The sequence below is a fragment of the Halobacterium jilantaiense genome, from assembly GCF_900110535.1.
Classification (GTDB): domain Archaea; phylum Halobacteriota; class Halobacteria; order Halobacteriales; family Halobacteriaceae; genus Halobacterium; species Halobacterium jilantaiense.
Map to the genome: position 1 here is coordinate 965,436 of NZ_FOJA01000001.1, position 22,170 is coordinate 987,605.

Below are 22,170 nucleotides of genomic sequence, written 5' to 3' on the forward strand. Positions count from 1 at the left end.
TTATCCGAGACTCCCCTCCATCTCGAGCTCGATGAGGCGGTTCAGTTCGACCGCGTACTCGATGGGTAGCTCCTCCGTGATCGGCTCGATGAACCCGGAGACGATCATCTGCTTGGCGTCGTCGTCGTCGAGGCCGCGGCTCTGGAGGTAGAAGACGTCCTCGTCGCCGATCTTCCCGACGGTCGCCTCGTGGGCGACGTCGACCTTCGACTCGTTGATCTCCATGTACGGCATGGTGTCGCTGGTCGACTCGTTGTCGAACATCAGCGCGTCGCACTCGACGTTCGTCTTCGAGTCCTCCGCGCCGTCCGCGATGTGGACGAGGCCGCGGTAGTTCGTGCGGCCGCCGTCTTTCGCGACGGACTTCGACTCGATTGTGGACTTCGTCTCCGGGGCGTTGTGGTAGACCTTCGCGCCGGTGTCGATGTTCTGTCCCTCGCCCGCGAACGCGATGGTGATGTGGTTGTCAGTCGCGCCGCGGCCCTTGAGGATGGTCGACGGGTACAGCATCGTCGCCTTCGACCCCATGGAGCCCGAAACCCACTCCATCGTGCCGTTCTTCTCGCAGATGGCGCGCTTCGTGTTGAGGTTGAACGTGTTCTTCGACCAGTTCTGGACGGTCGAGTACTGCACGTGCGCGTCCTCGCCGACGTACACTTCGACGCCGCCGGAGTGGAGGTTGTGGCTCGCGTACTTCGGAGCCGAGCAGCCCTCGATGTAGTGGACCTCGGAGCCCTTCTCGGCGATGATGAGCGTGTGCTCGAACTGGCCCATGCCCTCGGAGTTCATCCGGAAGTAGGCCTGCACCGGCATGTTCACCGTGACGTCCTCGGGGACGTACACGAACGACCCGCCCGACCAGACAGCGCCGTGGAGTGCGGCGAACTTGTTGTCGCTGGCGGGCACGCAGTCCGTCATGAAGTGCTCTTTGACGAGCTCCGGGTGCTCCCGAACGGCCTCGTCCATGTTGCAGAAGACGACGCCCTTCTCCTCCCAGCGCTCCTGCATGTTCTGGTAGACGACCTCCGACTCGTACTGCGCGCCGACGCCGGAGAGCGCGTTGCGCTCCGCCTCGGGGATGCCCAGCTGCTCGAAGGTGTCCTGAATGTTCTCGGGGAGTTCGTCCCAGTCGTCGACGCCCTCGCGCTTGTCAACGTCCGGTCGGATGTACGGGACGATCTCCTCGATGTCGAGCTCGGAGAGGTCCGGCTGGCCCGGCCAGTCCGTCGGCATCGGCATCTTCTTGTACTGTTCGAGTGCGCGGAGGCGGCGCTCGAGCATCCAGTCGGGCTCGTCTTTGTCCTCGGAGATGACGCGAATCGTCTCCTCGGTCAGGCCCTTCTCGGACTCGAAGGCGGACTCCTCCTCCTTCTTGAACTCGAAACGCGCCTCGGTGTCAGTGTCTTGTATGTCTTCGGAACTCATGGTGTGTGTTGGTGGGGTGGCGTCCGGGGGCCGTTACGCGGTCTCGTAGACCTGCTCGCGGACCCAGTCGTAGCCCTCGTCCTCGAGCTTCTCGGCGAGTTCGGCGTCGCCCTCCATGACGACCTCACCGTCGAGCATGATGTGGACGCGGTCGGGTTCGACGTAGTCGAGGATGCGCTGGTAGTGCGTAATCTGGAGGATACCGGTGCCCTGCTCGTCGCGGAGCGCGTTGATGCCCTCGGAGACGTCCTGCAGGCGGTCGATGTCCAGCCCGGAGTCGATCTCGTCGAGCACGGCGATGCTCGGCTCGAGGATGGCGGCCTGAAGGACCTCGTTCTGCTTCTTCTCGCCGCCGGAGAAGCCCGCGTTCAGGTAGCGGTTCGCGAACTTCTCGTCCATGTCGAGCAGCTCCATCTTCTCGGAGAGCAGCTCCTGGAACTCGGCGACGCCGATTTCGCCCTCGTCGGCGGGCCCCTCCATCGGGGAGTTCTCGTAGCCCGCGTCGTCCTCTTCGTCGTCCTCGTCGCCCTCACCGAAGAGGAGTTCGTCGCGCTCTTCGAGGCTGGCGTTGAGCGCCGTGCGGAGGAAGTTCACGAGTGTGACGCCCTCGATTTCGGCGGGGTACTGGAAGCCGAGGTAGATGCCGAGCGCGGCGCGCTCGTTCGGCTCCAGGTCAAGCAGGTCGAAGGTGCGTTCGTCCTCGGGGACGTCTTCGACGCCCTCGAAGTCGCCGTCTTCGAGCGTGAGCAGTACTTCGCCGTCGGTGACGTCGTAGGCGGGGTGGCCGGCGATGACCTTCGCCGTGGTGGACTTCCCGGAGCCGTTGGGGCCCATGAGGGCGTGAATCTCCCCGGAGGGAATCTCGAGGTTCACGCCTTCGAGAATCGTCTCACCGCCGTCCTCAGCCACTTCCGCGTGTACGTCGTTGAGTTGGAGCGTAGCCATCGATTAGGTCATCCTAAACAACGTCCGTGAGGCCTATAACGGTTGCGGATTTCACCGTCGTTGTTTCCTCGACGAGAAAAATGAATTTGTGAATCGGAAAATCACGTCAGTCGTCGGCGACGACGGGGTCCCCGTGTTCCACCCGGGTTCCGAGGACGTCGAGGAACTGCGAGAGCCACTCGGCGTGGTCGGGCCAGGCCTGCGCAGTCACGAGGTTTCCGTCGGTCGTCACCTCGTCGACCCACGTGCAGCCGGCCGCCTCGCACTCGGGTCGAACGGCCGGATACGACGTCAGCTCGTACCCGTCGAGGACCCCAGCGGCCGCCAGCACCTGTGGCCCGTGGCAGAGCGTCGCCACGGGCTTGTCCGCGTCGAAGAAGTGCTGTACGGTCTCGATGACCTCGTCTTCGTCGGGAGTTTCGCCGGTCAGTACCCCCGGCCGTTCAACCCCGTCTACGCCGTGACGAAGTGGTGGACGCGCGGCTTCGCGCACAGCGTCGAAGCCCGCTACGGCGACGACGGCGTCGCCGTCACCGTCGTCAACCCCAGCGAGGTCCGCACCCGGTTCAACGAGGCCGACGGCACCGCCTTCGAGGACGCCTTCGACGAGGGCGAGGTCTGCGAACCCGAAGACGTCGCCGACGCCATCGCGTTCGCCGCGACGACGGACGCACCCGCGACCGCGAGCGAAATCGACGTCTACCGGCAGGACAAGTTCTCGCACTTCTGAACGGCAGCCGGACGGGGTGCGCTCGGAGCGTTACGTGAAACTGCCGAGCCCGGTCTGCGTCTGGCCGGACTTCACCTCGTTCCAGGAGATGTTCAGAGCTTCGAGGATGCGCTCGATGGGTCCCTTCAGCGTCTTGTCCAGCATCTTGTCGTAGTCGACCTCGAACTCGCCGGGAATCTGGTCGGCGTACTCGTAACAGATGACGTCCGGGTCGCGCTTGAACTCGATGTACAGCGGGTCGTCGTCGGCACCCGGGTTGTCGGTCTCGAAGCCCCGGAAGAACTCGGGGTGGACCTTCGCGAGGTAGAGCCGTTTCGGCTTCGACCCGCGGTCGAAGTTCGTCCCGAGCAGGAGGTTCGCGTACTTCGCGCCCCGCACCTGTGCGGTGTCGGTGTCGTAGTTGTCCAGGCGTTTGCCGATGCCGCCCGGGATGCCGATGTCGTCGAGGTCTACCTCGCCCTCGCGGAAGTCCTCGATGACGCCGTGGACGTAGTCCTCGACGCCGTCCACGTCGCCCTCGCGCACCACGAGGTCGATGACCTCCTTCTGGACGCGCTTCGTGATGGGCGCGATGTCCGAGCGCTGGTACTCGAAGCCCGTGATGTCGACGTCGTCGACGTCCTTGCCCTCCTTCCAGACGATGTGACCGGCGTAGCGCTTCTTCTTGCCCGCCTGGAAGAACCGCCGGTAGAGCTTCTCGAACTCGATCTGGAAGCGGTGGTCGTCGGCGTTCAACTGCTCGCGGGCGAACTCGTCGTAGGCGGCGTTGATGTGGTCCTCGATGTCGAAGGACTCCTCGATGGCCTCCTCCTTGGTCATCCCGCCGCCGAGTTCGAGCATCACCGAGTCGGTGTCACCGTACGCGACCTCGTAGCCGAAGTCCTCGGCAGCCGCCTCGGTGAACGAGATGACCTCCCGGTTCGTGGACGTGACGCCCGCGCTCATCGCGCGGTCGTACAGCCGGAAGCGGTCCCAGCCGAACACGCCGTAGAGGCTGTTCATGATGACCTTCACGGCGGCCTGCTGGCGGTCGTAGCGCTCGTAGTCCTCGCTGTCCGGATCGTGCTGGTCGCGGAGTTCCTTCTTGTCCTCGCGCTCGGTGAGCAGTTCGTCGACCATCTCCCGGATGATGCCGTCCGGTTCCTTGCGGAAGTGGACGCCCGTCGGCGTCTGGTAGGTGTCGCCGTCGAACGTCTCGGGGTCGACTTTCGTCTCCGGGCTGGCGTTGATGGTCACCATCGACATCGGGTAGAGGCTCTTCAGGTCCAGCACGGAGACGTTCTCCCGGACGCCCGTGATGGGGTCGAAGACCGCGCCGCCCTCGAACTCCTCGGCCTCCTGTTGGCCCTTCGACGGCAGCACGAAGTTCCCGAACGCCTTGTGGAGGACGTACATGTCCACGGCGTCGCCGGGCGTCGTTGCGTCTTCGAGTTTGCAGCCCACCAGCTTGCGGGCCTCGTCCCAGAACGCGACGATGGACTGCTTGCGGTCGATTTCGACGCAGAGCTCCACGTCCCGGAGGTTGTACTCCAGGAGGCGTTCGGGGTCGTCCTCCCAGAGGTCGCCGATGTCGCCCGGGTAGCGCTCCTTCCCGACGCCGAGTTCCTGCTCGCCGACGGCGTCCAGCCGGTAGGAGTCGAGTTCGGAGTACTTCGTGCGCTGGTAGGCGTACAGCAGGTCGAAGACGACCCGGCCCTTGACGTTCGGGCCGCCCCAGCCGGAGGTCCAGACCTCGCTCACGCGCGACAGCCGGTCGGAGTCGAGGTCGTGACTCGTTCCAGAGTCGAGCTCGTCCAGCCGGTCGATGAGGTACGGCGCGTCGAAGTCGTCGAAGTTCCAGCCAGTCAGCACGTCGGGGTCCGTCTCCTCGATGTACGAGAGGAACGCCTCGTGCATCGCCTCCTCGCTGTCGAAGACCCGGACGTCGACGTCGAAGTCGTCCGTCAGCGGGTCGTAGCCCGGCACCTCGCCGGGGCTCTCGACGGTCGCGTCGGGGGCCGTGTACAGCCACGCGACGTACTCGTCGCGGTAACTGTCGTGGCTCGTCAGGCAGACCACCGGCTCCTCGCCGTCCTCCGGGAAGCCGTTGCGGTCGTCGACCTCGATGTCGAACGTGTTCACGCGCAGGTCGGCCGCCACCTCGCAGGCCTCGACCTCGTCGTGGTGGACGTAGACGGCACCGTCGTCGGCGCGGCGGTCCGGCACCCGGACACCCTCGGTGATGTCCTTGTCGATGAGCAGCCGGTTCGGGAACAGGATGTCCGCCTCGTAGTGCTCGAACTCGTCGCGGATGTTCCCGACGTCCCGCGGCGTCCGACCGAATATCCGGGTCAGTTCCTCGCCCCGGATTGACTCGTAGCCGTCCTCGGTGCCCGTGATGACGTCCCGGGTGAGGTCGTCCTCGGAGAGGCTGTCCGTCGGCGCGTAGAAGTACGGCCGGAAGCCGTGAACGCGGACGTGCTCGGCCTCGTTGTCCTCGGTGCGACCGAAGACGTGGAGGACCGGGCGCTCGCGGTCGCCGGACCCCTCGACGGTGTAATCGACCTGTGTCACCATCAGCTCGACCTCGCCCTCGGCGTCCGGCAGCGCGTCCTGCTCCGCGGTCAGCACCTCGTTCACGACGGGGTCGGCGTCACCCGCGACGACTTCGGCCTCCGCGCGGACCGTCTCCTCACCGGGACCGTCGCCGCCGTTCCCGTCGCTCTCGTGCATGAACTCGGAGAGCTCGGTGTTTCCCATTATCTCTCGGTTCGTTCGTCCACCCTAAAAACTCGCCCTTCGCCGCGGCAGATTCGGACACGGGGAGAAGGCTTATATCATGTGACTCCATACCAAACTTCGAGGTGACAGACGTGACAGACCACGCAGCGGGCGACCGGCATCGCCACAACGACGTCCCACAGCTGCCCGAGGGTGACGACGCACGAGACAGCGTCGAAGCCTACGACACAGACGACGGCGTCGTACTCTACGACGCGGAGAATCCGCTCGCGTGGCTCAAAGGCACGAACGCCGTGCCACTGGGCGACGCCCTCTAGAACCAGTAACGCTTTCCTCCCACACACCCCAGTTCTGGTCGTGCTCGACGACCTCCCGTTCGCCGACGAGGAATCCGAGGCCGAGCAGGAGCTGGCTCCCTCGGTCGACATCCCGGACTCGTCGGCCGCCAGCACCGAGCTCAAGCGACAGTTCTGGTCGCTCGTGCTCGTGTTCAACGCCGCGCTGCTCGCCCTCAGCGTCGGCGCGATGCTCGTCGGCTTCCAGGGCGACTGGGACGCCGGCGGCAGTCTGCTCGCAGCCGGCGCTATTCTCTCGGTCTACGGCTCCTACAAGTACCGCGTCTACAGCCGGAAGGACTAACGCCGTCGACGGCCTCGCCGTAGGCATGCGGACGGTAGTCGACGGCGACGACCGGCGCTGGGTGCTCCTCAAGCAGAGCAGCGAGAGCAGTCGCGTCCGCGACCCGGAGACCGGCGAGGAGACGTTCCGACCGAACGACGACCTCGAACCGGCGGGCGGCGAGTCGCCGTTCGAGGCGCTCGCCCGGGCAGTCCCCGGGCCCGCCCGCCGGATTCTGCGCGCCTGCCACGAGGACTGGCAGGTCGGGCTGCTCGTCTCGCTCGCCGACGACGGCCCCCGGCCGGTCCGGGCGCTGCTGGGCGAGTCCGCGGCCTGCGAGAGCGACTTCCTCGGAGCCGTCACCGAACTCCGCGCAGCGGGGCTGCTCGCGGAGACCACGGTCGCAGGCGAACGCGCCTACGAACTCACCGACGCCGGCCGCGACGGCGTCGACGCGCTCCGTCAGACGGACTGAGCGCGGCCGTGGTAGCCGGTCACCGCCAGCACGGACAGCGACACCGCAGACGCCCCGATGCCGAACGCCCACACGAGCGGCACCGACGCGGCGACGCCTGCGACGCCGAGACCGGCACCCGCAAGCGCCAGCGCGCCGCCGAGAAGCAGCAGCTGCCGGAGTGCTGTCCACCCGATATCCTGTTCCGTATCCCCTGTCGTCGTCTTGGTGCCCGAGGACGTACCCTGACTCGTCGACATGGTAGCTGTTTGTCCGCTACCCGTGAGAACCTTCCGGCGCTACTCGGAGACTGGGACGGTCTCGCCGCGCACCACACGGGAGCGATTCGACGTGGCGTCTTTCTCGACGCGCACCACGTCGTCGGCTGCGTCCACGAGCTCGTCGTCGTGGCTCACCACGACAATCTGCTCGACGCCGAGCTTGCGCATCGACTCCACGAGCTCCACGAGCTGCGAGACGTGCCCGGAGTCGAGGAACACGGTCGGTTCGTCGAGGATGAGCGGCGGCAGCGGCGCTTCCCCCTCGATGCCCTCCGCGAGCAGCCGGTAGATGGCGGTCCGCAGACTGAGGTTGAACAGCGCGCGCTCCCCGCCGGAGAGCTGCTCGGGCTCCAGCGGCTCACCGTCCTTCTGGTAGACCGTGAGCTCGTACTCGCCGGAGAGCTCGATGCGGGCGTACGAGTCGTTCTGGTAGACCAGCTCGAACGTCTCGTTCAGCAGGCGTTCGAGCTTCGAGACGTTCTGCTGGCGGAGTTCGGCCCGGAGCTCGCCGTACGTCGACTCCAGCTCCGAGACCTCGTCGTGGAGCGCCTGCAGGTCCTCGTAGCGGGACTGCACGCGCTCGCGCTCCTCGCGCAATTCCTCTAATCGCCGAATTTCGCCTTTCAGGTCTCCGATGTTCTCTGTGAGCTCGTCTTTCCGTTCTCGGAGATTCTTGAGTTCCGGCTCCACGTCCGCCAGGTAGTCCTCGGCGCGCGCCTTGTCGTCGCGGGCGGCCTGGACGCGGTCCTCGTCGAACTCCGCCTCCAGGTCGCGCTTGCGGTCCCGCAAGTCAGAGAGCCGGTCGCGGCGCTCCTCGTTCTGGTCGGCCAGCGACTCGCGTCTCTCCGACAGCCGCTCGGCCTCCGTCCGGTGCTCCGCGGCGTCAGTCAGAACGTCGACGAGTTCGTCGAGGACCGCCAGACGCTGCTTCAGCTCGGTCTGCTCCGCGTTCAGGTCGGCGAGCGTCTCGCGCTTCTCGGTCTCCTGCTCCCGCTTCGCCTCAGCCTCCTCGCGGGCCTCCGCGGACTCCTCGGCGAGTTCGTCGGCGCGCTCCCGTTTCTCGGTGGCCTGCTCGCGTTTCGACTCGGCGGCGTCGGCTTTCTCCTCGCGGCGCTCGACGGCAAGGTCTCGGTTCTGTTCGAGGTCCGAGACCTCGCGTTCGGCGTTCACGAGCGCCTCCGCGCGGTCGACGCGCTCGGTCGCGTCTTCGAGGTCGCGCTCGACGGCTTCCACGTCGTCTTGCAGCTCGGCGACGCGCTTCCGGTACTCGTCGACGCTCTCGACGTGCGGAGAGCCCTCGACGGGCTGCCCGCACTCGGGGCACTTCCCCTCGTCGAGCAGCGCCTCGGCCTCGGAGACGCGGTCCTCGGCGGACTGGAGGTCGGCTCGGAGCGCCTCGCGCTGCTCACGGAGGTCCTCGCGCTCGCGCTCGGCGTCGGACAGGAACGACTCGGCGTCGCCGAACTCCACGGGTGCGTCCTCGAACGCCGCCTTCTCGTCCGCGATTTGCTCGTCCAGTTCCTCAATTCGCTCGACGGCGGCCTCTCGCTCGCCGTCGGCCTCGTCGGCTTCGGCGGCGAGCGCGTCGGCCTCCTCGCGCAGGGATTCGGCGCGCTCTTCGAGGTCGTCGGCGCGCTCCGCGGCGCTGTCGGCCTGCTCGGAGAGCCGGGAGGCCTCCGGAGCCACCTCGCTCACCTGCTCGGTCACGGCCTCGCGCTCTGTCTCGACGGCCTCGCGTTCGGCTTCGGCAGCCTCGACGTCGGGGTCGTCGAGGCCGGCCTCGGTCGCGAGGTCGGCGGCCTTGTCGCCGCGGTCGCTCGCGCGCTCGCGGTGCTCGCTGGCGCGTTCGGCGAGGTCCTCGCGCTCGCTCTCGGCCTCGGCGACGGCCTCCCGGACCTCCCCGATTTTCTCCGTGACGGCTTCGAGTTCCTCGCGTTTCTCCTCGTAGCGCTCCAGGACGTCCTCGGCGTCGTCGAGGGTCTCCTGGGCGCGCTCGCGCTGCGCCTCGTAGTTCTCGACGTTCTCGGTCACCTCGGCGAGCTCGGATTTCAGGGCCGCGAGCCGGTCGTGGGGGTCCTGGTCTTCCTTCTCCGCAATCTGGTCGTCGAGCCTGTCGAGTTGCCCCTCGACGTTACTCTTCACGTCCTCCACGCCGAGGCGGGCGTCGCTGGCGCGCTCCCGGTAGTCTTCGAGTTTCCCGAGCTGGAGCAGGTCGTCGATCATGTCCTGTCGCGTGCTCGGCGAGGCGTTGATGAGCTTGTTCACCTCGCCCTGCCGGACGTACGCGCAGTTCACGAACGCCTCGGCGTCCATCCGCAGGAGGTCCGCGACGTGGGCTTCCACGTCCCGGGCACCCTCGACCTGGCCGGAGGGCGTCTCCAGCACGCAGTCCGCCGTCGTCGCGCGGTCACCGGTGTACCGCACGCGCCGGTGGACGTGGTAGTCACCGCCCGCGTGCTCGAACCAGAGGTCGATTTCGGCCTCCTCCTCGCCGATGGTCACGACCTCGTCGAGGGTCTTGTCGAGCGCGGTGGCACCGTACAGCGCGAAGAAACACGCCTCCAGCAGGCTGGACTTCCCGCTGCCGTTCAGCCCGTGGATGACCGTCACGCCTCGGTCGAGGGTGACGTCGGCGTCCTCGTAACACTTGAAGTTCCGCAGCGAGAGTCGCGTGAATTTCACAGGAAGTCCTCCATGGTGGCGGTCTGAGAGTCGTCGTCTCCGGCGTCGGCACCCGCCTCGGTACCGGAGTCAGTCGCACTCGCTTCGTCCTCGTTCCCGTCCTCGTCGCTCCCGGCGTCGAGGCCGCCGTCGTCGCCGTCGAGGACCGCTTCAGCGCGCTGTTTCACGCGCTCCCGGACGTTGCCGCCGGCAATTGTGGCGTCCCGAACCGTCTGGTCGACGTCCAGCGCCGGCTCGCTGAGCCCCATCTCACGGACGCGCTCTCTGACGGCGTCGTCGGGGTCGGCGAACGACACCTCGACGTCGGACTCGCTGTCGACCTCGCGGCGGTCGTTCACCCGCGTGAGGAGCGCGCCGTGGTCGTCGCCGAAGCGCTCGATTTCGGCCGGCGTGACGTTCTCGCCGTCGCCCTCGACGGTCACGACGACGACGGCGTCCGTGAGGTCGTGCTCGCGGAGGCGCTCCTGAACGAACGCCGTGCCGTCCTCCGAGCCCAGGTCGACGTCCACGAACACGAAGTCGCGGGTGTCGATGCCCTTCCGGGAGATGGCGACGTCCTCGTCGAACTCGACGACGTTGTAGCCGCGGGGGTCGCGTTCGCTCGCGCTCGCGCGCTCTGTCGACCCGCAGTAGGTCACCCAGGTGTCGTCGACCTGGGCGGTGTCGGCGGCGTGGTTGTCCCCGAGCAGGACGGCGTCGAAGTCGACGGTCGATTCGCGCAGGACGGCGTCGAGGTCCCAGTCGGCGTGCGGGAACGGCGTGAACAGGCCGTGGGAGACGAGCGCCGCGCGGTCGGCGTCGTGGGCGTCGAACTCGTAGTCGAGGTCGTCGCGCTTCGACTCGGGGACGTAGTCCAGCCCGTAGAACGCCGTGTCCCCGACGCGTCGTGGCGAGTCGCCGAGGCGCTCGGCGAGCCCGAGCGTCTCGAAGAGGTCGAGCCACTGGGCGTCCCGCGTGCCCTCGTGGTTGCCGACGACGGCGAGGAAGGGGATGTCGGCGTCCCGGAGCGGCCGCAGCACCGAGATGGTGTCGAGGATGTCCCGGAGGCCGGGCTGTCGGTCGTGGTAGAGGTCGCCGGCGTGGACGACGGCGTCGACGTCCTCGGCGACGGCGTCCTCGACGACCGCCCGGAAGGCGTCGAGGAAGTCCTGTCTGCGCTCGGGGGCGTGGTACTGGCGGTACCCGAGGTGGGTGTCCCCCGTGTGGATGACGCGAGCCATGTACTGCCAGAGTGTAGCGGTACCCCGGATAAAGCTTCGGCGCTCGGCGCGCCGGAGAGTGCGCGTGGCGTCGGCTGTTCGGGAGCGATTGACGGGAGAGCAGCGAGCGCGGGGAGTCTGGGCGACCGCTGGGTTGGCTCGACCGTCGTGGAGACCGAGTCAGGTCAGCGTGTAGAGGCGCTTGCGGGCGTCCGAGAACGAGAAGCGGGACTCGACCACGTCCTGTTCTTCGAGGCGGGTGAGCGCGTAGCGCACCGTACGGTCGGGCAGCAGCGTCTCCTCGGCGAGTTCGCTCTGGGAGAGCGTGTCGTTGTACTCCAGAACCTTGGCGACGAGCTTCGCGCTCGGCGGCAGGTCTTCGAGTGCTTCCACGGTGTCGGCGTCGATGGCTGTCGCGCTCATACCCACCGATACCGAATGCACTTGCATAATTGTTCCGGATTTGAAAATGCGTGTTAGTAATTTCTTTTGGGTGAGGTACGACCACCCGAAGCCTCTTGTGCGGCAGCGACCTACCTCGGTGTGATGACCGACACCGTCGAGGACGTGGAGCTCCCCTACGACGACAGCGCCTCTCAACAGGAGAAACTCGAGGCGCTAGAGGAGCAACTCTCTACCCTCGAAGAGGAGAACGAGGAGATGCGCGACCGGCTGCTCGACGCCAACGCAGAGAACAACAAGTACCAGCAGAAGCTCGAGCGGCTCTCTCACGAGAACAAGAAGCTCAAGCAGTCCCCGCTGTTCATCGCGACCGTCCAGGAACTGAACGACGAGGGTGCCGTAATCAAGCAGCACGGCAACAACCAGGAGGCCCTCACCGAGGTCACGGATGAACTCCGCGAGGACCTCGAACCCGGCGCTCGCGTGGCCGTCAACAACTCGCTGTCCGTCGTCCGCCGGCTGGACGACGAGGCGGACGTCCGCGCCCGCGTGATGGAAGTCGAGCAGTCCCCCGACGTCGGCTACGAGGACGTCGGTGGGCTCGACGAGCAGCTCCGGGAGGTCCGGGAGACCGTCGAACTTCCGATGAAGAACCCCGGGCTGTTCGAGACCGTGGGCATCGACCCGCCGAGCGGCGTGCTGCTGCACGGGCCGCCGGGCACCGGGAAGACCCTGATGGCGAAGGCCGTCGCGAAGCAGACCGACGCCACCTTCATCAAGATGGCCGGCTCGGAACTCGTCCACAAGTTCATCGGCGAGGGCGCGAAGCTCGTCCGCGACCTCTTCCAGGTCGCCCGCGACCACGAGCCCGCCGTCGTCTTCATCGACGAGATCGACGCCATCGCGTCGAAGCGGACGGACTCGAAGACCTCGGGCGACGCCGAGGTCCAGCGCACGATGATGCAGCTGCTCTCGGAGATGGACGGCTTCGACGAGCGCGGCGACATCCGCATCATCGCCGCCACCAACCGCTTCGACATGCTCGACCGCGCCATCCTCCGGCCCGGCCGCTTCGACCGCCTCATCGAAGTGCCGAACCCCGACGCCGAGGGCCGCGAGAAGATCTTCAAGATCCACACCCGCGACATGAACGTCGCCGACGACGTCGACTTCGCGGAGCTGGCGGCCGACACCGACGACCTCTCCGGCGCGGACGTGAAAGCCATCACGACCGAGGCGGGGATGTTCGCCATCCGCGACGACCGCCAGGAGGTCACGATGCAGGACTTCCGGTCGGCCCGCGAGAAGCTCGAACAGGACAGTGACGCGGAGGCGTCCGCCGAGCCGTCCCGGACGTTCGCCTAGGCCGCTCTCTGGCTGTTTTCCGTTTCAGTTTCCAGTCGATAGCCGTCGGGCTGCTCCCGGAGTCGTCACCGACGCTGCCACGAGACAGACGGAGAGACAGCGTCGGCTGTGTGGCGTCGGAGACCGCAGCCTGCGACGGAACCCGCCTCAGAGCGCGGAGAACACGAAGTACGGCACGAGGAACAGCGCGACGGTCATCGCGGCGAGCACGAGGCCGTAGCTGCCGAACGTCGCCAGGGCCGTCCAGTAGGAGTCGTGGTCGAACTGGTCGAGCGCGTCCATACCTCGATGTCCGCGCGGCGCGCCGTAAGCGTTGCCATCAGTCACCCGACCGCGGCCCGGGCGTCCAGTCAGTTGACGATGTCGCCGATGCGCCGGGGCTCGCCGGAGAGCGCGGGGTTCGGTTCGACGAGTTGGAGCACCTCGTGGTCGGTGACGTCGTCGTAGTTCTTCTCCGTGGCTTCCTCGATGAGGTCCTTCTCCATGCGGAACTCGGTGCCCTCGTACACCACGTCCACGCCGTCGTCTTCGAAGGAGAGCGTCGTCATGTCCGAGAGTACGCGCCCACAGACTAAACCCCGTCGTCTGACGCTCGTCTGACGGTCTCGCGGGGTTTATAGCTGTGCGACATCTGGAGGCCCGTGTGCTCGGCCCGAACCCGATCGACCGGCTCCGGATACCCGACGACACCACCGTCGAGGAGCACGACCTCGTCACCGACGGTGACGTGCTCGTCGGCGGGCAGTCGACGGTCGAACTCGGGGTTCGCGGCCGCAGCGTCGTCGCGGGCGAACGCGTCTCCTTCGACGGCGACATCGAAGCCGAGGGCGACTGCCGACTCGACATGTGGTGTGAGGTCGACGGCAACGTCCTCGCCGAGAAAGACGCCTACCTCGGCGAGCGCGCCCACATCACGGGCCGGCTCGTCGTCGGCGGCGACCTCGACATCGGCGACGACGTCGACATCGAGGAGGGCTTCGAGGCCTCCGGCTGGATTGTCATCCGGAACCCGATGCCCACCCTCACGTTCTTCGTCATGTACGTCACGCACCTCCTCCAGCTCGGCGAGGAGGAGGAAGCCCAGGACCTCGTCGAGGAGCTGGCGGCCGACGGCGACCGAGACCCCCTCACGATTCCCCGGTCTGGGAGCGTCTCCGACGACGCCTGGCGCGTCTCCACGCCGGCGACCATCGGCGACAACTGCCGGCTGCACGGCAACATCCGCGCGACCGAAATCGACGTCGGGCGCGGAAACAACGTCTTCGGGAGTCTGCGCGCCCAAGACGACGTGACGGTGGGTGCCGGCACGAAGATCCACGGCGACGTGACAACCCGGGACGGGAACGTCCACGTGCAGGGGGACGCGGTCGTCCTCGGGGACGTCTCCGGCCACGACGTGACCATCGACGAGGCCGCGGACGTCGACGGCATCATCCGCGCTCGCGGCGAGATGCGGCTCGGCAGCTCCACCGACCGGGACGCCGAGTGACTCGGCCGGACCGCCAGGTTTCTTGATTGGTCCGCGACCATCCAGCAGTGATGCCCTCCCCCGACGATGACAGTGCGACGGGCCAGTCGTTGAACGGTGACCACGAGCCGCGGTGGCTGGGCGTGCGCCTGCTCCCGGCGGCGGTGCTCGCGTGGCTCGGCGTACTCGCGTTGCTCACCGGAGTTCACGGCGTCTGGTGGATGCTCGGCGAGTCGACCCCCGCACACGCCGGATACGGCGTCCCGAGTCTGCTGTGGGACAGCGCGCTCGTGTTCGTCGGCGTCTACTTCCTGACAGTGGCCGTCGGGAGCGCTGCCGACCGACTGGGTTAGGACTGGGACTTCTCGGCCGCCTCGTCGAACGGGTCCTCGACGTCGCCGGCGATGGCTTCCAGCGCGTCCGTGACTGTGAGCATCCCCACCACGCTGCCCGAGTCGGGGTCGGTGACGAACGCGAGTTCCTGCCGTTCGGCCTGGAAGCGGTCGATTGCGTCACTGACGGACATGTCGGCGTCGAAGACCAGCGGCGGGTGCGCGACGTCTTCGAGGGCGAGCGTGCCGTCCCGGAGGTCGTCGAGGTCCCGGAAGACTTCGGGGAGGTAGACGACGCCCCTGAAGTCGTCCATCGACTCGCCGACCAGCGGGTACCGGACGTGGGGGGCGTCGGCCATCCTGTCGAGGTTCGTCTCCAGATCGTCGGTCGTGGAGACGGCGACGACCTCGTCGACCGGGACGGCTTCGTCGCCGACGGGGATGCGGTCGATGTCGAGCGCGCCGATGACTTCCTCCCGGCGCTCGTCGGGAATCTCCGTTCCACTGAGCAGGTCGCCCATCCGGCTCCGGAGGTCGGAGCGGCCGTCGATTGGGGGTTCGCCCTCGGCCTCTTCTTCCGTCCACGAGCGCGTCATCTCGACGCCGACGAGAGAGAGAATCGCCTTGGCGGTGTAGTCACCGGCGCGAATGATGGGCGACATGGTTCGCGTCCACCAGTAGTGCAGCGGGGCGCAGTAGTTCGCGACCGTCTTCGCGCGCTCGACACCGAGGTAGGTGGGTGCCTGCTCGGCGAGCACGAGGTGGGCGACGTTCATCACGGCGAGGGCGACCAGCACGGAGAGCGTCGCGGTGGACGCCGCGCCGAACCCGACGAGTTCGAGAACGGGTGCGAACAGCACTGCGAGCGCCGGTTCCGCGACGACGCCCAGCCCGACAGAACAGACGGTGATACCCAGCTGGCAGCCCGTCAGGTAGATTTCGAGGCGGTCGGTCATCTCCCACGCCCGGCGGAGCCCAGCCGTCTCCTGGAACTCCGACTCGTCGAACTGTCGGACGCGAGTGAGCGCGAACTCGGTCGCGACGAAGAAGCCGTTGCCGGCGAGGAGGACGATGCCGCCGAGGATGCGCAGCGCGGTCACCGGCGTGATTTCGCCAGTAGACATACCGGGAGCATGACGAACCGGCCCCAAAGACGTGTCGACCTCGATACACGGAGCGGACGGCGGGCACCCAACCGAAAGACGCTTTCCGGCTTCGAGAGAACCGTCTGGTATGCTCTCTATCGCGCTTGCCGGGAAGCCGAACGCCGGCAAGTCGACGTTCTACACGGCGGCGACACGGTCGGAGGTGGACGTGGCGAACTACCCGTTCACCACCATCGACGCGAACCGGGGCGTGACCCACGTGCGGACCGAGTGCCCGTGCCTGACCCGCGACGAGCGCTGCGGCCACGAGCACTGCCACGACGGGAAGCGGTACGTGCCGGTGGAGCTACTGGACGTGGCGGGGCTGGTGCCGGGCGCTCACGAGGGCCGCGGGCTCGGCAACCAGTTCCTCGACGAGCTGTCGAACGCCGACGTCATCGTGAACGTCGTGGACGCCTCCGGCGCGACGAACGCGGAGGGCGAGCCCGTCGAGGTCGGCGAACACGACCCGGTCGACGACATCGACTTCGTGGAGGAAGAGATGGACCTCTGGCTAGCGGGCATCGTGGAGGACAACTGGGAGAGCGTCGAGCGGGCGTCTCGCTCGCCCGGCTTCGACATCGAGGAGGCCGTCACGGACATGATGACGGGATTCGGCGCGAGCGAGTATCAGGTCGCGGCCGTCCTCCGGGACATCGACTACCCCGAGGACCCGATTCAGTGGTCGGACGACGACCGGGAGGCGCTCGCCCGGGGCGTCCGCGAGCGCACGAAGCCCATCGTCGTCGTCGCGAACAAGGTCGACGTGGCACCCGAGGAGAACGTCCAGCGGCTGCTGGACCTCGACAAGCCCGTGATTCCCGCGACGGCGCAGGGCGAACTCGCGCTGCGACGCGGCGACGACGCGGGCATCCTCGACTACGACCCCGGCGACGAGGACTTCGAAATTACGGGCGACGTGGGTGACGAGCAGCGCGAGACGCTCGACGACCTCCGGGCGACGATGCAGGAGTACGGCGGCACGGGCATCCAGGGCGCACTCGACTACGCCGTCTACGACCTCCTCGACATGGTGACGGCGTTCCCCGTCCAGGACCAGTCGAAGTGGACCGACGCGAAGGGCAACGTCCTCCCCGACGCCTTCCTCCTCGAATCGGGGGCGACGCCCGTCGACCTCGCGTACGCCGTCCACTCGGACATCGGGGACGGCTACCTCCACGCGGTCAACGCGAAGAGCAAACGAGAGGTCGGCGAGGACTACGAACTCGACGAGGGCGACGTGGTGAAAATCGTCTCCACCGCGAAGTAGCCGGACGGCGCTCCGTCCCGCTCGCTCTCACTCGGCGAGCCGCGCGACGAACACGCCGATGTCGGTTTCGACGCGCAGTTCGCCGTCCTCGAAGCGCTCGCGGAACGCGCGCTCGAGGTCGGGGCCGGCTGCGGGGTCGACGCCCGGCAGCGAGAGCACGTACGCCACCAGCGGCTCCGGCGTGTCGACGACCAGTTCTGTGTCGTAGCGGTGGCGCTCGACGCTGTCGAAGTGCTCGCGGAGCTGGTCGCCGCCGTTCGACAGCGAGAACGGGAGTTCGTCCGGGAACTCGGCGAAGGCCTCGGCCACGTCCCAGAGTTCGGCGAGGTTGTCGGAGCCGTTCGTCGACGCGTAGAGCGCGCCGCCGGGTTTCAGGACGCGCCGAATCTCGGCGAGCGCCTGCTCCCGGTCGGCGTCGTCGAGGTGGTAGAGCACGTGGTTCGCGGTGACCGCGTCGAAGGTGTCGTCGGGGTACGGGACGTCTCGGGCGTCGACGGCGTCGAAGTTGAAGTCGTGGGCGGCGTCTTCGAGGGCGTCCATCGCGCTCATCACCATTCCCTGGAACGCGTCGGTGACGGTGACGTCCCAGCCGTCCGGGACGCGGTCGGCGTTCACGGCCCAGACCGTGCCGTTGCCGCCGCCGAGCGCGAGCACCTCCGCGTCGGCCGGGAGGTCGAGTCGGTCGAACAGCCACTCGTAGCGGGACTGCTCGCTCGCGGCGAAGCGGGCGTGCAGCATCTGGCGTGCGCCGAGATTCCCGGCGTCCTCGTACTGGTCGGCGACAACGTCGTCGTCCTGCCAGTCGCTCATGTCGACTGGGAGGGAACGCGCGGCCTTCAGGCCACCGGCTACGCGCCGAGGCGGTCGCGGACGACGTACTGGATGCGAGCGCCGGCACCGCCGCCGGCAGCCGCACACAGCCCCGGGACCACAGAGAAGCCGAGCGCGGAGAGGTAGGCAAGCAGGCCGACGTCGACGACACTCTGGCTCAGTTCGTTCGCCGTACTCGTGCCGCCGAACGCGAACGCGACGAGTGTGACGGCGAGCGCCCAGCCGAGCGCTCCGGCGAAGAACGCGTCCAGAAACTCGGACTGGAACGACCGGCTGACAGCGCCGGTCCAGACGCCGGTCGCGAGCAGCGCGACCGCGACGGCTTCGGGCGTGCCGGCGCGCGTGACTGCGGCGGTGACTGTCGCCGCGCCGACGGCACCCCCAGCGAGGATGGCGAGTCTGTCCATGGGCGAACCGTGTCCCGACCCGACAAAAGTGTTAGGCCAGTGGCTCGAACCAGACGGCCGCGACGAGCACGGCCAGGAAGACGTAGCAGCCGCGGACGAGCAGCATCGTCGCGACCGTCGGCTCGCTGCGCGCGGCGAACGCGGCGACGACGCCGAACGCAGCGACGGCGAGCACGGTGCTCGGCGGGAAGACGGCGAGCGCGGCGAACGCGACGACGCCGGCCATCGCGGCCGCCATCAGGCCGTACGCGAAGCGGCGCGCGGCCGGCTTGCCGAGCACCACGGCGACCGTGCGCTTGTCGATGGAGCGGTCGTAGTCGTAGTCCTTCGAGTCGTCGACGACCTTCACGCCCGTCAGGAGGACGAGCAGGACGGCGGCGAACGCCAGCGACCGCACGCCGAGCGCGCCGACCTGGGCGTAGTAGCCGCCGAGCAGGGAGACGGCGATGCCGGCGGGGTAGCCTGTCGTCGTGGTGACAGGGTTGGTGTCCAACTGGGGGGCGTGGTGGTAGCCGATGAGCCACGCCGGCAGCGCGAGCGCGGCAGCGCCGGGACCGACCAGCCACAGGAGGCCGGCGGCACACGCGAAGAAACCGAGGGAAGCGCCGGCCAGCGCGACCCGGCAGCCGGACTCGGTGAGCGGGTGGTCGTCGTCCTCGCCCCGGACGTGGAAGTCGACGAAGCCGTCTTTCACGTGGGCGGTGTAGACGGCGAAGAACATCGCCGCGAGGTGGACTGCGGCGACGCCGAGGGAGAACGAACCGGCGAGCACCGCGCCGAACGCAGACGCCGCCAGCGGCGGCAGCATGAACACGGGGTGGACCTGTGAGGCGAGCGCGCCGAGGTCTGCGCGGGTTCCCCGCCCGTGCCGCGAAACGTGCATAGTGATACCATGAGTCGCCGGCGGCATAACTATCGGGGCAGGCCGCGGTCCGGCGGTCCGCCGGCTACCGGACGGCCCGTGTCGCCTCGCGCATCGCGTCGATGGCCGCCCGCAGTGAGTCCATGTCCGTGGCGTAGGAGATGCGGGCGTACCCCTCGCCGTGGTCGCCGAACGCCGACCCCGGGACGACGACGACGCCCCTGTCGACCACCTCGTCCACCCAGCCGTCGGGGACTTCGGGCATCGCGTAGAACGCGCCCTCGGGCGTCGGCACGTCCAGCCCCATGTCTTCGAGGCCGTCCAGCAGCACGTCCCGGCGTTCCTCGAAGGACGCCGTCATCTCGTCGACGACATCCTGTGGGCCGGAGAGTGCGGCCTCCGCGGCGTACTGGGCCGGGGCGCTGGCACACGCCTGGACGTACTGGTGGACGCGCAGCATGCGTTCGGCGCGGCGCTCGCTGGCGGCGACCCAGCCGAGCCGCCAGCCCGTCATCGAGTACGTCTTCGAGCACGCGTTCACGACGACGACGTTGTCGGTCTCCGCGAACTCCATCGGGGAGCGGTGCTCGCCCTCGAAGACGATGTGCTCGTAGACCTCGTCGCTGATGCAGAGCACGTCGTGTTCGTCGGCGATGCGCGCGAACTCCCGCATGTCGTCGGGCGACTGGACGGCACCCGTGGGGTTTCCGGGCGAGTTCACGACGAACGCCGCCGTGTCGTCGGTGATGTGGTCTTCGACGGTCGCGGGGTCGAGCGTCAGGTCGTCCCGGAGCGGGAGCCCGACCGGGTCCCCGCCCGCGATGCGCGTCAGCGCGTCGTACGCCACGAACCCGGGGTCGGGGAACAGTACTTCCTCGCCGGGGTCGACGTGGGCTTCGAGCGCGAGGTGCAGCGCCTCGCTGCCGCCCGCCGTCGCGATGACGCCCTCGGGCGCGACGTCGACGCCCTGGTCGCGGGCGTGTTTGTCGACGATGGCGTCGACGAGGCCGGGCGTCCCGCGGTTCGACGTGTAGCCGTCGGCCTTCCCCGCTTCGATGGCGTCGACGGCCGCCTGCCGGGCGTGCTCGGGCGTCGGGAAGTCGGGCTGTCCCAGCCCGAGGTTGATGGCGTCCTCGCCCGCCGCCTCGAACACCTCGCGGATGCCGCTGATGGAGACCTGCTCCACGCGCTCGGAGAACTCCGTCATACCACAGACGGGAACGGGACACCTGATAACTCTTGGCGAACCGGGCAGCCGGAGACCGCGGGAGCCCCGACGAGACGGCGCACCGAACCCCCGCCGGCTATCGAAGTCTGACAGCAGTTCGCTACCTGAAAACGGTACAGTAATCAGATCGACATCCGCGGTACACGTATGGCGAGTCAACGAGCCAAGATGCTCGTCGGACTGGCAATGATTGGCGCTGGTCTCGCACAGATGGCGTCTTTCGCCTGGAATAGCAATCTGCTGTTCTCGCTTTCGGGTCTTCTCTACGTGGTTCTCGGTGCCGGATTCCTCTGGGCCGAGGTGTACTCTCCGTCGGCGTGAGCGGGCGTATCCACCGGCAGTTTCGGTAGACGCCGAACCGGGTGGTCGAGCGGTCGCTCCCGTCTCCTACGGTCGGTCAGGGTTCTCCAGGTGGTAGAGAAACTCGTAGTCGCCGACCTCCTCGCCGTCTTCTAGCACGTCCATCAGCACGCGCTCGTGGTCCTCGTCGATGTCGTGCGAGGAGTCTTCGAGCGCCTCGTACACCGCGTCGATGTCGTCGGCCTTCATGTAGTAGACGAGGAAGTCGCCGTCGTCGGTGTGTTCGACGAACGCCGTCTCCGAGTGCATGCCCTCGTCACGCAGCGTCACCACGGCCTCGTCTCTGCGGTTCTGTACCTCCGCTGCCCACTCCCGGAGTCGCTCGGTCTTCCCGTCGGCGATTTTCTGTTTCGACAGGACGACATCGGCCATACCGGCGCGTCGCGGCAACTCCAAATAACTGTTATCCCGACCTCGGATTTGCGGCACAGGACGTGCCTGCACAGTCAGCACCAGCACCTACCCCATCACAAGCTACGTTCAGCATCCGCGAACGAAGTGAGCGCGGGGCGTTTTAGCGTCCTGGCGAGCGCAGCGAGCCAGGGCTCGGGAGAGTCGTGCTCTCCCGGCGTAGCTTTTTGCGAGGAGCGGTCGCCGCAGGCGACCCCCCGCAGTAAAAAGGTACTATTGGAACATCCGCATCGGTTTCGCTTGCGTGGACTCCTCTTCGCTGGCTTCCTGCATGCGCTGGGCGAGTTTCTCCTTCTGGTCGCGGATTTCCTCGGCGCGGTCGACGAGGTCGTCGGTGGGGATGTCGACGCCGGTGATGGGGGCGATGGCGGTGTCGATGAGGCGGCGGGCGGCGGCGGGGTCGGGGAACTGGGGGTCGGATTCGACGACGAGGGAGACGGCGTCGAGGCCGCGTTCGGCGGCGCGGTTGACGAGCGCGCCGGTGGGGCCGCCGACGACGCCGCGTTCGGGCGGGGTGTCGATGTCGTGGTCGGTGAGGATGGTGGTCCCGGAGCCGGAGCCGATGCCGAAGACGGCGGGGAGTTCACCCATCTCGTGGTTCTCGTCGGGGAGGCCGGAGAGGTAGAGCGGAGTGACATCGTTGGAGTCGAACCAGGTGGTGAGGCAGTCGGCGAAGTCGCTGGAGCCGCTGCGGGCGACTGGTACGTCGCTCTGGAGCGCGAGGAGGTTCCGGGACTCGTCGGCGTGGATGCGGACCGGCGGGACAACGTCGTGGGAGTCGTCGTCGTAGACGGCGACGTTCGGGATGCCGTCGCAGTCGACGCTAGCGACGAGGTCCATGTCGAAGCTCTCGACGACGTGGTCGGTGGCGATTTTGCCGACGAGGCCGACACCGGGGAGACCTTCCACGAGCGTGGGCGAGTCGAGGTCGAAGTCCGCGCGGCGGTTCACGCTGGCCATGCGAGTGGGTTCGGCGGACGGTCGCATAAAGCCGGGGGCGGGGAGGGACTCGGTGGTCGGGGGCGGGAGCGCAA

At 67.7% G+C, this 22,170-nt stretch carries 24 protein-coding genes and 2 pseudogenes; 9 read left to right on the forward strand and 17 right to left on the reverse strand.

The genetic code is table 11. The features are described from left to right. The 3 genes and pseudogenes from sufB to BMW35_RS04965 form a co-directional block, all read right to left on the reverse strand. Positions 1–1,425, reverse strand: coding sequence for a Fe-S cluster assembly protein SufB (gene sufB / locus BMW35_RS04955; RefSeq protein ID WP_089668271.1), 1,425 nt, complete (start codon positions 1,423–1,425; stop codon positions 1–3). 33 nt (positions 1,426–1,458) lie between these two features. After that, positions 1,459–2,370 carry an ABC transporter ATP-binding protein gene (locus BMW35_RS04960; RefSeq protein WP_089668272.1) on the reverse strand — a complete coding sequence of 304 codons (912 nt, stop codon included), beginning with the start codon at positions 2,368–2,370 and terminating at the stop codon, positions 1,459–1,461. Positions 2,371–2,476: 106 nt separating this feature from the next. Continuing rightward, a pseudogene (locus BMW35_RS04965) lies at positions 2,477–2,776 on the reverse strand (DJ-1/PfpI family protein); the annotation flags it as partial. Here BMW35_RS04965 and BMW35_RS04970 point away from each other — a divergent pair. Next, a pseudogene (locus BMW35_RS04970) lies at positions 2,768–3,100 on the forward strand (SDR family oxidoreductase); the annotation flags it as partial. The pseudogenes BMW35_RS04965 and BMW35_RS04970 overlap by 9 nt on opposite strands. A gap of 30 nt (positions 3,101–3,130) precedes the next feature. Here the strand turns inward: BMW35_RS04970 and BMW35_RS04975 are convergent. Next, positions 3,131–5,839 (reverse strand): DNA-directed DNA polymerase, encoded by a 2,709-nt coding sequence (locus BMW35_RS04975; RefSeq protein ID WP_089668273.1) that lies wholly within the window; start codon positions 5,837–5,839, stop codon positions 3,131–3,133. A 104-nt stretch (positions 5,840–5,943) separates the two neighbouring features. On the opposite strand from BMW35_RS04975, the gene BMW35_RS04980 reads away from it, so the two are divergent. From BMW35_RS04980 to BMW35_RS04990, 3 genes are read left to right on the forward strand one after another with little or no spacing between them, the layout of a single operon-like run. Continuing rightward, positions 5,944–6,138 (forward strand): DUF7331 family protein, encoded by a 195-nt coding sequence (locus BMW35_RS04980; protein WP_237007065.1) that lies wholly within the window; start codon positions 5,944–5,946, stop codon positions 6,136–6,138. A gap of 40 nt (positions 6,139–6,178) precedes the next feature. Continuing rightward, entirely contained in the window at positions 6,179–6,460 is a 282-nt protein-coding gene (locus tag BMW35_RS04985; protein ID WP_089668274.1) for a DUF7322 domain-containing protein, read from the forward strand. Between the two features lie 25 nt (positions 6,461–6,485). Then, the gene (locus BMW35_RS04990) at positions 6,486–6,914 is read left to right on the forward strand and encodes a DUF7346 family protein (RefSeq protein ID WP_089668275.1); all 429 of its coding nucleotides are present in this window, start codon (positions 6,486–6,488) and stop codon (positions 6,912–6,914) included. Here BMW35_RS04990 and BMW35_RS04995 read toward each other — a convergent pair. The 4 genes from BMW35_RS04995 to BMW35_RS05010 form a co-directional block, all read right to left on the reverse strand. Beyond that, entirely contained in the window at positions 6,902–7,153 is a 252-nt protein-coding gene (locus tag BMW35_RS04995; protein ID WP_089668276.1) for a hypothetical protein, read from the reverse strand. The two genes, BMW35_RS04990 and BMW35_RS04995, sit on opposite strands and share 13 nt — an antisense overlap. Positions 7,154–7,192: 39 nt before the next feature. Then, on the reverse strand, positions 7,193–9,856 hold the full coding sequence (gene rad50 / locus BMW35_RS05000; RefSeq protein ID WP_089668277.1) for a DNA double-strand break repair ATPase Rad50: 2,664 nt from the start codon (positions 9,854–9,856) through the stop codon (positions 7,193–7,195). Further along, positions 9,853–11,076, reverse strand: coding sequence for a DNA double-strand break repair protein Mre11 (mre11, locus tag BMW35_RS05005; protein WP_089668278.1), 1,224 nt, complete (start codon positions 11,074–11,076; stop codon positions 9,853–9,855). Before mre11 ends, rad50 begins: the two co-directional genes overlap by 4 nt. A gap of 159 nt (positions 11,077–11,235) precedes the next feature. Next, entirely contained in the window at positions 11,236–11,478 is a 243-nt protein-coding gene (locus BMW35_RS05010) for a MarR family transcriptional regulator (protein WP_089668279.1), read from the reverse strand. Positions 11,479–11,601: 123 nt separating this feature from the next. Here BMW35_RS05010 and pan1 point away from each other — a divergent pair, with 123 nt between their 5' ends. After that, entirely contained in the window at positions 11,602–12,822 is a 1,221-nt protein-coding gene (gene pan1 / locus BMW35_RS05015) for a proteasome-activating nucleotidase Pan1 (protein WP_089668280.1), read from the forward strand. A gap of 147 nt (positions 12,823–12,969) precedes the next feature. Here the strand turns inward: pan1 and BMW35_RS15975 are convergent, their stop codons facing one another. Beyond that, positions 12,970–13,104: a hypothetical protein gene (locus BMW35_RS15975; protein WP_281242464.1), complete on the reverse strand. Its 135-nt coding sequence runs from the start codon at positions 13,102–13,104 to the stop codon at positions 12,970–12,972. A gap of 68 nt (positions 13,105–13,172) precedes the next feature. Next, positions 13,173–13,370: a DUF5800 family protein gene (locus BMW35_RS05020; protein WP_089668281.1), complete on the reverse strand. Its 198-nt coding sequence runs from the start codon at positions 13,368–13,370 to the stop codon at positions 13,173–13,175. A gap of 95 nt (positions 13,371–13,465) precedes the next feature. On the opposite strand from BMW35_RS05020, the gene BMW35_RS05025 reads away from it, so the two are divergent. Both BMW35_RS05025 and BMW35_RS05030 read left to right on the forward strand, forming a co-directional pair. After that, positions 13,466–14,311, forward strand: a complete 846-nt coding sequence (locus BMW35_RS05025; RefSeq protein ID WP_089668282.1) for a polymer-forming cytoskeletal protein — start codon at positions 13,466–13,468, stop codon at positions 14,309–14,311. A 50-nt stretch (positions 14,312–14,361) separates the two neighbouring features. Beyond that, complete coding sequence (locus tag BMW35_RS05030; RefSeq protein ID WP_089668283.1) at positions 14,362–14,643, forward strand: hypothetical protein; 282 nt, start codon at positions 14,362–14,364, stop codon at positions 14,641–14,643. Here the strand turns inward: BMW35_RS05030 and BMW35_RS05035 are convergent. Beyond that, positions 14,640–15,746, reverse strand: a complete 1,107-nt coding sequence (locus tag BMW35_RS05035) for a CNNM domain-containing protein (RefSeq protein ID WP_089668284.1) — start codon at positions 15,744–15,746, stop codon at positions 14,640–14,642. The genes BMW35_RS05030 and BMW35_RS05035 overlap by 4 nt on opposite strands. 109 nt (positions 15,747–15,855) lie before the next feature. Between BMW35_RS05035 and BMW35_RS05040 the strand changes: the two genes are divergently transcribed. Next, positions 15,856–17,037: a redox-regulated ATPase YchF gene (locus tag BMW35_RS05040; RefSeq protein ID WP_089668285.1), complete on the forward strand. Its 1,182-nt coding sequence runs from the start codon at positions 15,856–15,858 to the stop codon at positions 17,035–17,037. 27 nt (positions 17,038–17,064) lie between these two features. Here the strand turns inward: BMW35_RS05040 and BMW35_RS05045 are convergent, their stop codons facing one another. The 4 genes from BMW35_RS05045 to BMW35_RS05060 all read right to left on the reverse strand — a co-directional run bounded on the left by BMW35_RS05045 (position 17,065) and on the right by BMW35_RS05060 (position 20,344). Then, positions 17,065–17,847 (reverse strand): class I SAM-dependent methyltransferase, encoded by a 783-nt coding sequence (locus tag BMW35_RS05045; RefSeq protein WP_089668286.1) that lies wholly within the window; start codon positions 17,845–17,847, stop codon positions 17,065–17,067. Positions 17,848–17,885: 38 nt separating this feature from the next. Beyond that, positions 17,886–18,275 carry a hypothetical protein gene (locus BMW35_RS05050; protein ID WP_089668287.1) on the reverse strand — a complete coding sequence of 130 codons (390 nt, stop codon included), beginning with the start codon at positions 18,273–18,275 and terminating at the stop codon, positions 17,886–17,888. Positions 18,276–18,306: 31 nt separating this feature from the next. Continuing rightward, positions 18,307–19,158: a UbiA family prenyltransferase gene (locus BMW35_RS05055; protein ID WP_089668288.1), complete on the reverse strand. Its 852-nt coding sequence runs from the start codon at positions 19,156–19,158 to the stop codon at positions 18,307–18,309. 64 nt (positions 19,159–19,222) lie between these two features. Then, positions 19,223–20,344, reverse strand: coding sequence for a pyridoxal phosphate-dependent aminotransferase (locus BMW35_RS05060; RefSeq protein ID WP_089668289.1), 1,122 nt, complete (start codon positions 20,342–20,344; stop codon positions 19,223–19,225). Positions 20,345–20,533: 189 nt separating this feature from the next. Between BMW35_RS05060 and BMW35_RS15500 the strand changes: the two genes are divergently transcribed. Continuing rightward, positions 20,534–20,686 carry a hypothetical protein gene (locus tag BMW35_RS15500; protein WP_177170736.1) on the forward strand — a complete coding sequence of 51 codons (153 nt, stop codon included), beginning with the start codon at positions 20,534–20,536 and terminating at the stop codon, positions 20,684–20,686. Between the two features lie 66 nt (positions 20,687–20,752). On the opposite strand, the gene BMW35_RS05065 is transcribed toward BMW35_RS15500, so the two are convergent. Together BMW35_RS05065 and BMW35_RS05070 are read right to left on the reverse strand one after the other, a co-directional pair. Further along, positions 20,753–21,097 (reverse strand): DUF6176 family protein, encoded by a 345-nt coding sequence (locus tag BMW35_RS05065; RefSeq protein ID WP_089668290.1) that lies wholly within the window; start codon positions 21,095–21,097, stop codon positions 20,753–20,755. A gap of 252 nt (positions 21,098–21,349) precedes the next feature. Further along, entirely contained in the window at positions 21,350–22,096 is a 747-nt protein-coding gene (locus tag BMW35_RS05070) for a proteasome assembly chaperone family protein (RefSeq protein WP_089668291.1), read from the reverse strand. Positions 22,097–22,170 lie beyond the last annotated feature (74 nt).